Here is a 12830-nt window from a genome sequence, read left to right as displayed (position 1 = left end):
ACACCCTAAAGGCGTTAAATCCTTAGTGAATAACCGTAAATGCGGTTGCCTGCTTATGTTTAACAGGCAACCTAAGTTTACAAAATTTTAAACTAATTCTTTTTTCACGACATCTACGATCTGTCCGACAAACTGCTCCAGCTCATCCTTATCCGGGCCTTCGGCCATTACACGAATAAGCGACTCTGTACCTGAAGCACGGACCAATACACGCCCATTATCGCCCAATTGTTGTTCCACCTGCTCAATGGCTTCTGCAATCGCAGGATTCCCCTCGTAATTGCGTTTGTCCTGCACACGTACATTCACAAGCACTTGCGGATATTGTTTCATAAGCGATTTTAGCTCGCTCATCTTCTTTCCGGAAGCTTTCAGGGTATCTACCAACTGAATCCCCGTCAACATGCCATCACCTGTCGTATTGTGATCCAGGAAAATAACATGACCAGACTGCTCACCGCCCAGATTAAATCCACCCCGACGCATTTCTTCCATCACATAACGGTCTCCGACCGCAGTTTTTGCAGTCTTGAGAGCCAGCTTTTCAGTAGCTTTATAAAAACCGATATTACTCATTACTGTCGATACAATGGTGCTGTCCTTGAGTTTTCCAGCGCGGTTCATTGCATCTCCGCAAATACAGAGAATGTAGTCTCCATCTACCTCTTCCCCGTTCTCATCAATTGCGATCAGGCGATCAGCATCGCCGTCAAAGGCAAGCCCAATATCCGCTTTCAAGCGGCGCACTTCCTCTTTCAGCTTTTCAGGATGAGTCGAGCCACAATGATCATTGATATTCAATCCGTTTGGCTCCGCTCCGATCGTGTGCACTTCAGCTCCCAAATCCGCAAAAAGCTTCGGCGCCAGCTCATAAGCTGCTCCGTTTGCACAGTCCAATACAATTTTTAGACCTTCAAAAGAATGACTAATTGTTGTTTTCAAAAACTCCAGATAATCGTAGCGGGAATGCTCGTCTACAACAACCGTGCCCAACCCGCTGCCAATCGGACGAGGCAATTGGTCTTCTTTTGCATCCATAAGCTCTTCAATTTTCAATTCCGTTTCATCGGTTAATTTAAACCCATCGCCGCCAAAAAACTTAATCCCGTTGTCCTCAACAGGATTGTGAGATGCTGAGATCATTACACCAGCGTCCGCTTTCAATTGCCGTGTGAGATATGCCACCCCAGGCGTCGAAACAATACCTAGGCGAACCACATTAGCCCCAATGGACAACAACCCGGCTACCAGTGCCGATTCCAACATCAGCCCGGATATCCGTGTATCCATACCAATCACAACTGTCGGTTTCTCTACATTACCTGCTAAGACATATCCGCCGCAGCGGCCAATGCTATATGCCAGTTCGGCTGTTAGTTCCTGATTAGCAACGCCTCGTACACCATCTGTACCAAAATATTTCCCCATGTAAAATGACTCCCTTTTTTTGTCTAATAAATCTTGATCATTTACTACGAATAAAACATGTTATGGCTGACTGTTCTCCGAGGTTCCATTCGCAGAAGATTCTGCGCCGTTATGAGGATTTGTTTTATCCTCCGCAGCTGCGTTGTCCCCGGTATTAGCGTCAGAGTTGCCACCTTGATTGCCCTGCCCCTCCTGTGGCCTCTCCTGCCCCTTATCACCACTACCTGAGGGGTTTGATTCATTCTCACTATTCGGATTCGTTACAGCAGGCGTAGAAGGGCTCTCAATGTTTACCGTTGCCTTTAGTTGGCCGGCATTCCCGGCTTGTGTAATGTATTTAGGCAAGCCTACTTTCAAAGTAACCTCGTGTTGACCAGCCGAGAGGCCACTTACATTTGCCACCAAACTAACGTCATCATTGGTTAAATTGTTTACCAAATCCTGAGGACCCTTCACAGTAACATCCATCGTCTTGCCTGTGGGCGCTATGACAGTCGCATTAGCTCCATCTCCTGCACCTTGTAAAACGATTGGGATGCCTGACAGCGTCCGTTCCGTATCTGTAACTTCATTGGAAGGAACGACAGTCACCTGAATTTGTATTGACCCTGGCTCGATTTTATCAGAACCTGAGGGAGCTGCCAAATTAGCTTGAACCGTACGGGTCCCCGCTTCCGTAAATTGACTCAGATCGAGTGTAACCGTGACATAAGAGCTGAGGCTGCTTAATACATCCTGTGATGCATATACCGCTGCTTCCTTCACGTTTGCGTTTACTTTAGAAAGCGCCAATCCGTCTGGCAACTCTCCGGAATAGACTATCTTGACAGGCACAGACTTCGCCTGCTGAGTGACTGGGATTTCAACGGACACCGTGGATGGCTCAATGACCGCACCTGTGAGTTCCTGTCCCTTTTTGTTATAAGCTTTCAGTTTTACACGTTTCTGTTCAAACTTTTCTGAAATGCCATCCGTATTAACAGCCCCTTGCACCGCAGTAACGGTATTCAACTGGCTTTTGGGTAAAGTAACCTTTACCGTTTGAGGAGCAATCACAGGCTTGCCGAGCTGTAGCCCCGCATCTGGACTACCCTTAGATACTATAGATACATTAAATGATTTCGTTTGTTTTTCCTCAATTGTTACTGTAACACGGTTAGGAGTCATCGATACCAATTCCACCCCATCCGGCAAATCCGGTTCAAGTGACAATGTTTTAGTACCTGCTCCTAAGCCGCTTAAGTTTAGTTTTGCCTGATAATTATCTGCGAAAAAAGTAGTCAGGACAGAGCGCTGTCCTCTGACCTCCATCTTTACATGATCCGTGTCCATAGTAGACAGCACATATTTTGAATCATCCAGACCACTGGCCTGAATGGCCACATTATCAATTATTTTATTATTATAAGAAACGGTCAACGTAGACGAAGGTGTACCTGTATCCAGATGAACCATTCCCCACAGCATTATAGCAACCGCAAGCGCCAATATCTTGGAAATCGTATTATTGTTAATCCATTTGTCCATCATGAATTTCCACGGCCTCCCCTCCGATTCCAGAATGAGCCGCGTTTTTCCTTCAGTGACGGTGTTGGCCGCAACTCCTCATACAGCTTGGAGATTAGGGATTCTTCCTTAATGTCTCGTACGACCTGACCATTGATAGCCAACGAAATTTGCCCTGTTTCCTCCGATACCACGACAGTTACGGCATCAGTTACCTCACTCACGCCAATTGCAGCCCGATGACGGGTTCCCAACTCCTTGCTAATGAAGGGATTTTCCGATAATGGCAAATAGCAGGCCGCAGAAGCAATCTGTTTATTTTGTATAATCACCGCACCATCATGCAAAGGCGTATTGGGAATGAAGATGTTAATTAGCAGTTCAGAACTAACTACGGCCTGTGTCTTGATACCAGACTCCGTATATTCATTCAGCCCTGTCTCTCGCTCGAATACGACCAATGCTCCTATTTTTCTACGTGATAAATAATTCAGCGCCTTAATCATTTCTCCAATTAACTTATTGATTTCTTCATCATCTACTGACGAACGCCCAAATAATTTACCACGTCCCAGCTGCTCTAGAGCACGACGCAACTCAGGTTGAAAAATAATAAAAATAGCCACTACACCAAAGGTGAACATCTGATTCATCAACCACTTGAGCGTGTACAAATCAAACCAGGTACTAACCGCCCAAATAACGACCAGGAACAGAATTCCTTTTAACAATTGAACTGCTCGCGTTCCGCGAACAAGTAAAATAAGCTGATACATAATATAGGTTACGATTAAAATGTCGATAATATCTTTAATGGACTCTTTCCAAGTCAGGTCCGCAAAATAATCCAACATGCGCATGCCCCCGCAATTTTCTGTAGTGAGTGGGTGTAATATGTACACAGTATGCTCTCTCTATCTAGGTTATAACGATCAGGCTCACGTTGCAAGCTGTGCGACAAAAGAATCACCAAAATCAGTAAAATACAGTACGATTCGCCAGATTCATATACAAAAAAACGCCTTTTCCAGCGGAAAAAGGCGCTCGATATCGTTCTTGCCATTCAAGCTTCTTTTATGGAGAAGACGGTCCCCCGAACAAATCGGTAACCTTGTACCAAATCCAGTCCAAGGTTTGATCGATACTTTTAACCTGTCCTGCAATATGGGCGGTTGAAGCTTGATAGTAAGAGCCGTCAATCACAGTAAGATTTCCTTCCACATCACCGTATACACGGGCCTCACCATTTTGTACTGTTAAATCTCCGGCAATGGATTTCCCTTCAGGTACAATTACAGTATCGCCCTGAATAACAACTTGATCTAGATTGCTTCCTTTGACTACCAATTGATGGTCCGTGCTAGAAAAGCTGGCCATACTTGAGCATATCACAATAAGGAAGAAGGCGGCAGCTGTTACAGCGGGATGCCTCTTCACCCAAGTTAGCATAGGCACCGCAGGCTGTCTTTTATGCGGCGGCAAAGCATTCATAATGCGAAATGTCAGCTCATCCGATACACACGGCACTTGATGATAGCGTGTACCGTAAAGCATCGCATCCGTCCGCTCCAGCTCTTTAAAACGCATGCGGCATTCCGGGCAGTCTAACAAGTGTTGTTCCAACTCATGTTTGTCCTGCTCAGACAGGTCGCCATCTAGATAGTCATGCATAAAAGAGACGGCTTGTTTGCAATCCATATGAGCCAATCCTTTCTAATATTCTTCCGTGTTTCTCAACATAACATGCTCCGGCTTAGAAACTTTGCTCATCTTACATACGTTACAACGAGCATTATGTTTCATAAAAACATCTACGCAGGCTCTTTTCCTAGAATGTATGCACATCATTTATAGCTTGTGCTCCAATTTTTTGCGTAAAAAATCCCGTCCCCTGTGTACTCTTGTCTTAATTGTGGTAACTGGGAGATTGAGCACGTCGCTAATTTCCTGCAAGGAAAGCTCCTGCAAGTACCGTAAAACCATAATCGTCTTGTATTTATCCGGAAGGCTGTCAATGGCGTCATGAATCAAAGCTTGCGTTTCCGACAACAGCGTACTCCCTTCAGGGGTAAGCTCATCGCTGGCAAGCATGGCGTACCCATCAACACCTTCCTGATCATTCATTTCAGCATCCAGTGAGTATGTAGGTTTTCTTCTTCGCAGACGATCAATGCACAGATTTGTAGCAATCCGATAAATCCAGGTTGAGAACTTCTGCCCATGGTCATACTTTTCCAAATTTCGATACACACGCAAAAAGGTTTCCTGCACCAAATCCTCCGCCTCATGACGATTACCTAACATCCGGTAGGAAAGATGAAAAATCCGATCTTTATATAACTCGACTAACTCCGCAAAAGCTCGCTGATCACCTTTCTGCACCAGCCTAACCAAGCGGCTTTCCATATTATCCACTCTATACTCCCCCAGACTTGCTGATGGGTTACTTATTATATGTTTATGATTATTCATCGTAGTTTAATTTTATCCAGAAATCAACTGAAGTATGGACACAAGTAACAAACTCGTGCGTCATTACTATAAACACAGCACAATCGGGCACTCCATGAGTACCCGATTGCCTGTATCATACAGCCAAACTATATCAGCCTGTGTTTCTCAAGCCTGCGGCAATTCCGTTAATCGTCAACAGTACCTCACGCAGCATTTCAGCATCATCACCGTTCTGATTACGTAGCTCGCGTAGCTCACTTAGCAATTGAACCTGCAAATAACTTAACGGATCAACATAAGGATTACGCAACCGGATAGATTCCTGAATAACAGGTACATCGTCCAAAATCTCGGATTGTCCGGTTATTTTCAAAATCAACTCAGATGTCAGCTTGAACTCTGCAGAAATCTGTCCAAATATACGTTGTCGTGCTTCTTCATTATCCGACATCCCAGCGTACTCCTCTGCAATCAGCAAATCCGCTTTAGCGATTGCCATTTGCAGTGTATCAATAAGCGACCGGAAGAAAGCAGAGTCTCTAAACATCGTTTGCAGCACTTTAAGGTTATCTTCATTGTTTTGATAGTAGCTTTGCAAACCAGTTCCTGCCGCATACCAAGCGGGTAGCAAGTAACGACTTTGTGTCCACGCAAAAACCCACGGAATGGCGCGCAAGTCCTCAAAACGTTCGCTATTCTTACGCTTGGACGGGCGAGATCCAATATTCAGCTCGCCTACCTCAGGCAACGGTGTAGATTCTTTGAAGAAACTAAAGAAATCCGGGTCTCGGAAAATCAAATCCTGATACTTCTCCAGTGATACCTCGGAAATACGGGCAATAATCTCCTCCCAGCTTTCCTCGAACACTTCTTTCTTTCCCGAGCGATGATAGGCAGCAGCCGTAATTAGCGCCGATGTCGCCTGCTCCAAGCTCCGATATGCAATCCCCTTGAGCGAATAGCGGGATGATAGCACTTCGCCTTGCTCCGTAATCTTAATTCCTCCACCAATGGTATGAGGAGGCTGAGCCAGAATACTGCGGTTAAGTGGCATTCCTCCACGCCCCAGCGCTCCTCCACGTCCGTGGAAAAACTTCACTTTTGCGCCATACTCGTTTACTACTTCCGTAATGCTATTCATAGCGACCCGAAGTTCCCAGTTCGCTGTAACCACACCGCCATCCTTATTACTATCCGAGTAGCCAAGCATGATCTCCTGAAGCTCATCCATGGCGGCTACAGATTGTCGATATACAGGCAGGTTCATCAATCTTCTCATAATATCAGGTGCAGCGTGCAAATCATCTATCGTTTCGAACAAAGGAACGGATTGCAGCGTACAGATGACAGTGCCATCCTTCTCGATGCGGAACAGGCCCACCTCTTTGGCTAATACCATGACCTCAAGCAAATCACTGGCCCCTTGGGTCATACTGATCAAGTAGCTTGTAATGGACTGCTTGCCAAATTCCTCCTGAGCCAAATAAATCGTACGATATACATCAAGACATTCCTGTGTGCTATCGCTATATTTTAAATACGGCGAAGTAATCGGACGCGGTTCATTCAGCAGCTGTTCCAGCAGATCTATTTTTTCTTCCTCTGACAGCTTACTGTAATCTGACACAATATTCATTTTAGAAAGAATTTCAGTCATCGCATTTTCATGCTCCTGACTATGCTGACGCACATCCAGCGTAGCCGTATGAAACCCGAATAGCTCTACCTGACGAATCATCTTTTGGATATACGTGTCTGCCACATAATCAGCAAAATGATGGCGCAAGCTGTTGTCAATAACATTCAGGTCTGCAATAAGTTCTTCCGCGGAGCTGTAGCGCTCCTTGGTACCCTGTTTGCTTTCATCCAAAACGTTATTCACCTTAGCAATCATATATGCCAGTTTGATGCGATAAGGCTCTTTTTCGTTATGCCATACTTCCATTTTTTTAAGTGTGATGTGGGCGCGATCTTCTTCAATAGAAGCCAACAAATCATCAGAAACCCGCACAATGCTGGTACTGAAGCTCAAGTAACCCATGAGTTCTTTCAGCGTGTGCTGATACTCTCTCAAAGCCAGCTTACGTTGCATACGTAACGTTTCCCAAGTCACATGAGCTGTAACAGATGGATTCCCGTCTCGGTCTCCACCGATCCAAGAACCAAATCTCAAATAAGTTGGAATGTGCCATTTTTGCTCAGGATAATATTTGACCAAACATCGTTCCAGTTCTTGGTATACATCCGGCAATACATGAAACAAGGTCTCATGAAAATAATACATTCCATTTCTTACTTCATCTAATACAGTTGGCTTTCGATCACGCAGCTCATCCGTCTGCCACAGTGTAATTACTTCATTAAGCAGATTTTCCCGTACCTGTTCTCGCTCACGCAAAGTAAGCATCGGATTATCCAGCAGCATGACGTCTTCGGAAATACGTTTGTGGATATCCAGAATTACTCGTCGTGTTGCTTCTGTAGGATGTGCAGTCATGACCAGTTCCAAGGAGAGCTCATTCAACATGTTGCTAACGTCCTCAGCGGAGAAGCCTCCTTGTTTAAGCTCCTGAACGGAACTTTCGATAGAACCGGGTTGAACCTCTTCACCAGCGGAATGCTCATAATCCCGCTTACGACGAATACGGTGGTTCTGCTCAGCGATATTCACCAACTGAAAGTAAATCGCAAACGCGCGAATAACCTGGTGACGAATATCCGTATCCAGTCCACTGACCATTTGTTTGAAATTCTCGTATAACTCCGGCTGATACCCGGCACGTAACGATTTACTTGCCTCACGTATTTTCTCCACGATATCCAAAAGTTCGTTGCCACCCTGATGAACCAAAACCTCACCAAGAATATTTCCTAGAAAACGAACGTCCCGCCGTAGCAGATTGTTGGATTGGTTTTTGTTAGCGGTTAACGTAAGCTCAGTCATGCTTTTCCCCCCATCTGATCTGTTCCACACCTATTCAGTTGTAGCAAAGGTACGTATACACACGAAATTTGACACTTTCTTAACATCATACAATAAAAACGTATGAAAAGCTGCAAAATTTACAGGAAAAAATCATGCTTTTGAAATACTTTTTTGGAGAATATATTGGTTATATATACATAATAATGAAATTTAAAAATTAAACCTGATTTTATAACTATTGATGTGCGAAACTTTATGCACAGTCTCTTTTAAAAGGTGCGTTTTCAAAGGTACAAATTCTTGTGTCATGATGTGTATATGTTTATTATTTGTTGACAAAGTGAAATTCATTGCGCTCTATCCACAAAGATATACACAAAAAAGCCATAATCTCAGTATTCTAAATCTGTTTACTCATTAATTTCTACGTGTTAACCACATAAATAAAGAAGAGTGTGCACAACAAAAGGAGCAGATGTAAAGTTATCACCATGAATTTCGCAACATAATAATTATAGGATTCCTATTTTCAATGAATTTGATCACGAATTTAGCCTTACTACAGGAAAAAGGGGGCCGTAAGAGGGGAAATCCGGGTCTAGGTGATAAAAGCCTATATAGGATATGCACAAGTCATCCCCAACCGTGCATGATAAGAGGCATCATTTAATGCTCTATATACATAGAAGTTAATGTATTGTGGACAAAATAAAAAGAAGCCTTTCGGCTTCTAGGTAATCGGTAAGCGGGTGATGGGAATCGAACCCACGCTATCAGCTTGGAAGGCTGAAGTTCTACCATTGAACTACACCCGCAAATCAGTATCGGGATGACACGATTTGAACATGCGACCCCCTGGTCCCAAACCAGGTGCTCTACCAAGCTGAGCTACATCCCGATATTATATTATTTTAAAAAGATGGCGCGCCCTGAGAGATTCGAACTCCCGGCCTTTTGATTCGTAGTCAAACGCTCTATCCAGCTGAGCTAAGGGCGCAAATATGGAGCGGACGACGGGAATCGAACCCGCGACCCTCGCCTTGGCAAGGCGATGCTCTACCGCTGAGCCACGTCCGCAAAAACAGGATGCGCGTGGAGGGACTTGAACCCCCACGTCAAAGACGCTAGATCCTAAGTCTAGTGCGTCTGCCAATTCCGCCACACGCGCATACAATGATAATGGTGAGCCATGAAGGACTCGAACCTTCGACACCCTGATTAAAAGTCAGGTGCTCTACCAACTGAGCTAATGGCTCTTAATGGCTGGGGATATAGGATTTGAACCTATGCATGACGGAGTCAAAGTCCGTTGCCTTACCGCTTGGCTAATCCCCAATATGCATATGATTCACAATTCCCCTATATTTCATCCATGTAAGAGAATAAAATATGGTGGAGGCTGAGGGGATCGAACCCCCGACCCTCTGCTTGTAAGGCAGATGCTCTCCCAGCTGAGCTAAGCCTCCATACTATCCTATGACCCGTAGGGGATTCGAACCCCTGTTACCTCCGTGAAAGGGAGGTGTCTTAACCCCTTGACCAACGGGCCATCCTGTAACAAGCTCTCAACCGGGATCGAACCGGTGACCTCATCCTTACCATGGATGCACTCTACCTACTGAGCTATGAGAGCAAATGGCTCCCCGAACAGGACTCGAACCTGTGACAACTCGATTAACAGTCGAGTGCTCTACCAACTGAGCTATCAGGGAATAATAATTATAAAACTCGCTTGGCGGCGTCCTACTCTCCCAGGACCCTGCGGTCCAAGTACCATCGGCGCTGGAGGGCTTAACGGTCGTGTTCGGGATGGGTACGTGTGGAACCCCTCCGCTATCGCCACCAAACATGAATTTGCCTCGCAAATTCTAACTTCAAGGTTACACCCTGAAAACTGGATCCGAAACTTCCTTGCGTCTTATCTTTAGGATAAGCCCTCGACCGATTAGTATTGGTCAGCTCCATGCATTACTGCACTTCCACCCCCAACCTATCTACCTCGTCGTCTTCAAGGGGTCTTACGTATTGGGAAATCTCATCTTGAGGGGGGCTTCACGCTTAGATGCTTTCAGCGCTTATCCCTTCCGTACATAGCTACCCAGCGGTGCTCCTGGCGGAACAACTGGTACACCAGCGGTACGTCCATCCCGGTCCTCTCGTACTAGGGACAGCTCCTCTCAAATTTCCTACGCCCACGACAGATAGGGACCGAACTGTCTCACGACGTTCTGAACCCAGCTCGCGTACCGCTTTAATGGGCGAACAGCCCAACCCTTGGGACCTACTTCAGCCCCAGGATGCGATGAGCCGACATCGAGGTGCCAAACCTCCCCGTCGATGTGGACTCTTGGGGGAGATAAGCCTGTTATCCCCAGGGTAGCTTTTATCCGTTGAGCGATGGCCCTTCCATACGGTACCACCGGATCACTAAGCCCGACTTTCGTCCCTGCTCGACTTGTAGGTCTCGCAGTCAAGCTCCCTTCTGCCTTTGCACTCTTCGAATGATTTCCAACCATTCTGAGGGAACCTTGGGGCGCCTCCGTTACTCTTTAGGAGGCGACCGCCCCAGTCAAACTGCCCACCTGACACTGTCCTCGCACCGGATCACGGTACCAAGTTAGAACCTAGATACGATCAGGGTGGTATCCCAAGGATGCCTCCCTTCAAGCTGGCGCTCAAAGTTCTACGGCTCCCACCTATCCTGTACAGATCGTACCCAAATTCAATATCAAGCTGCAGTAAAGCTCCATGGGGTCTTTCCGTCTTGTCGCGGGTAACCTGCATCTTCACAGGTATTAAAATTTCACCGGATCTCTCGTTGAGACAGCGCCCAAGTCGTTACGCCATTCGTGCGGGTCAGAATTTACCTGACAAGGAATTTCGCTACCTTAGGACCGTTATAGTTACGGCCGCCGTTTACTGGGGCTTCGGTTCATAGCTTCGCCCGAAGGCTTACCACTCCCCTTAACCTTCCAGCACCGGGCAGGCGTCAGCCCGTATACTTCGCCTTGCGGCTTCGCACAGACCTGTGTTTTTGCTAAACAGTCGCTTGGGCCTTTTCACTGCGGCCCCCTCGGGCTATTCACCCTACCGAGGCACCCCTTCTCCCGAAGTTACGGGGTCATTTTGCCGAGTTCCTTAACGAGAGTTCTTCCGCGCGCCTTAGAATTCTCTTCTCGCCTACCTGTGTCGGTTTGCGGTACGGGCACCTTCTCCTGGCTAGAGGCTTTTCTTGGCAGTCTGAGATCATGACCTTCGCTACTCCAATTTTCGCTCCCCATCACAGCCCAGCCTTAACGATGTGCGGATTTGCCTACACATCAGCCTCACTGCTTAGACGGACATCCATCAGTCCGCGTCACTACCCTACTGCGTCACCCCATCGCTCATCACGGATTACGGTGGTACAGGAATTTCTACCTGTTGTCCTTCGACTACGCCTATCGGCCTCGCCTTAGGTCCCGACTTACCCTGAGCGGACGAACCTTCCTCAGGAACCCTTAGGCTTTCGGCGGATCTGATTCTCACAGATCTTTTCGTTACTCATACCGGCATTCTCACTTGAATGCAGTCCAGCGCTCCTTCCGGTACACCTTCAACCCGCATTCAACGCTCCCCTACCCCTGATGCAAGCATCAAGCCATAGCTTCGGTGGTGTGTTTAGCCCCGTTACATTTTCGGCGCAGAGTCACTCGACCAGTGAGCTATTACGCACTCTTTCAATGGTGGCTGCTTCTAAGCCAACATCCTGGTTGTCTGTGCAACTCCACATCCTTTCCCACTTAACACACACTTGGGGACCTTAGCTGATGGTCTGGGCTGTTTCCCTTTCGACAATGGATCTTAGCACTCACTGTCTGACTCCCGGAACTAAATCTATGGCATTCGGAGTTTGACTGAGCTTGGTAACCCTTGCGGGCCCCGCACCCAATCAGTGCTCTACCTCCACGATTCTTCTTTCCGAGGCTAGCCCTAAAGCTATTTCGGGGAGAACCAGCTATCTCCGGGTTCGATTGGAATTTCTCCGCTACCCCCACCTCATCCCCGCATTTTTCAACATGCGTGGGTTCGGGCCTCCAGTGCGTGTTACCGCACCTTCACCCTGGACAGGGGTAGATCACCCGGTTTCGGGTCTACGTCCACGTACTCATTCGCCCTATTCAGACTCGCTTTCGCTGCGGCTTCAGCTCTTCACCTTAACCTTGCACGGGAACGTAACTCGCCGGTTCATTCTACAAAAGGCACGCCATCACCCATCGATCGGGCTCTGACTTCTTGTAAGCACACGGTTTCAGGATCTATTTCACTCCCCTTCCGGGGTGCTTTTCACCTTTCCCTCACGGTACTGCTTCACTATCGGTCGCCAGGGAGTATTTAGCCTTGGCAGATGGTCCTGCCGGATTCATACGGGGTTTCACGTGCCCCGCACTACTCGGGATCCGTCTCGGAGGGAACAGGTTTTGAACTACAGGGCTTTTACCTTCTCTGGCGGGCCTTTCCAGACCTCTTCATCTAA

The 12830-nt window shown here is 46.8% G+C and carries 6 protein-coding genes, 11 tRNA genes and 2 rRNA genes (1 of these 19 cut by a window edge); all 19 read right to left on the bottom strand.

What is annotated here, in order from left to right; genetic code table 11:
- Positions 1 to 87: 87 nt before the first annotated feature.
- A complete protein-coding gene (gene glmM / locus C0638_RS11220) occupies positions 88 to 1428 on the bottom strand; it encodes a phosphoglucosamine mutase (protein WP_017427765.1) in 1341 nt (446 codons plus the stop codon).
- A gap of 60 nt (positions 1429 to 1488) precedes the next feature.
- Positions 1489 to 2958: a CdaR family protein gene (locus tag C0638_RS11215; RefSeq protein WP_040102798.1), complete on the bottom strand. Its 1470-nt coding sequence runs from the start codon at positions 2956 to 2958 to the stop codon at positions 1489 to 1491.
- Complete coding sequence (gene cdaA, locus C0638_RS11210) at positions 2955 to 3788, bottom strand: diadenylate cyclase CdaA (RefSeq protein WP_013373237.1); 834 nt, start codon at positions 3786 to 3788, stop codon at positions 2955 to 2957. The genes C0638_RS11215 and cdaA overlap by 4 nt, the downstream gene beginning before the upstream one ends.
- 220 nt (positions 3789 to 4008) lie before the next feature.
- Positions 4009 to 4632 carry an anti-sigma factor gene (locus tag C0638_RS11205; RefSeq protein WP_013373238.1) on the bottom strand — a complete coding sequence of 208 codons (624 nt, stop codon included), beginning with the start codon at positions 4630 to 4632 and terminating at the stop codon, positions 4009 to 4011.
- 150 nt (positions 4633 to 4782) lie between these two features.
- Positions 4783 to 5349 (bottom strand): RNA polymerase sigma factor SigW, encoded by a 567-nt coding sequence (gene sigW, locus C0638_RS11200; protein ID WP_058712327.1) that lies wholly within the window; start codon positions 5347 to 5349, stop codon positions 4783 to 4785.
- Positions 5350 to 5539: 190 nt separating this feature from the next.
- Complete coding sequence (gene ppc / locus C0638_RS11195; protein ID WP_040102797.1) at positions 5540 to 8332, bottom strand: phosphoenolpyruvate carboxylase; 2793 nt, start codon at positions 8330 to 8332, stop codon at positions 5540 to 5542.
- 726 nt (positions 8333 to 9058) lie between these two features.
- A tRNA-Gly gene (locus C0638_RS11190) sits at positions 9059 to 9129 on the bottom strand.
- Between the two features lie 9 nt (positions 9130 to 9138).
- A tRNA-Pro gene (locus tag C0638_RS11185) sits at positions 9139 to 9212 on the bottom strand.
- Positions 9213 to 9234: 22 nt separating this feature from the next.
- Positions 9235 to 9311 (bottom strand) — tRNA-Arg (locus tag C0638_RS11180).
- A 5-nt stretch (positions 9312 to 9316) separates the two neighbouring features.
- Positions 9317 to 9391: transfer RNA gene (locus C0638_RS11175), tRNA-Gly, on the bottom strand.
- A 10-nt stretch (positions 9392 to 9401) separates the two neighbouring features.
- Positions 9402 to 9482 (bottom strand) — tRNA-Leu (locus C0638_RS11170).
- Between the two features lie 12 nt (positions 9483 to 9494).
- Positions 9495 to 9570, bottom strand: a tRNA-Lys gene (locus C0638_RS11165).
- Between the two features lie 4 nt (positions 9571 to 9574).
- Positions 9575 to 9649, bottom strand: a tRNA-Gln gene (locus C0638_RS11160).
- A 55-nt stretch (positions 9650 to 9704) separates the two neighbouring features.
- A tRNA-Val gene (locus C0638_RS11155) sits at positions 9705 to 9780 on the bottom strand.
- A gap of 11 nt (positions 9781 to 9791) precedes the next feature.
- A tRNA-Glu gene (locus tag C0638_RS11150) sits at positions 9792 to 9863 on the bottom strand.
- A gap of 11 nt (positions 9864 to 9874) precedes the next feature.
- A tRNA-Thr gene (locus tag C0638_RS11145) sits at positions 9875 to 9947 on the bottom strand.
- 3 nt (positions 9948 to 9950) lie between these two features.
- Positions 9951 to 10026 (bottom strand) — tRNA-Asn (locus C0638_RS11140).
- 18 nt (positions 10027 to 10044) lie between these two features.
- Positions 10045 to 10161: ribosomal RNA gene (rrf, locus tag C0638_RS11135) — 5S ribosomal RNA — on the bottom strand.
- A gap of 78 nt (positions 10162 to 10239) precedes the next feature.
- Positions 10240 to 12830, bottom strand: a 23S ribosomal RNA gene (locus C0638_RS11130) (it continues 335 nt past the right edge of the window).

It is taken from the genome of Paenibacillus sp. lzh-N1 (genome assembly GCF_002872435.1).
GTDB classification, from domain to species: Bacteria; Bacillota; Bacilli; order Paenibacillales; family Paenibacillaceae; genus Paenibacillus; species Paenibacillus polymyxa_C.
This window is presented reverse-complemented; position numbering and strand designations above follow the sequence as displayed.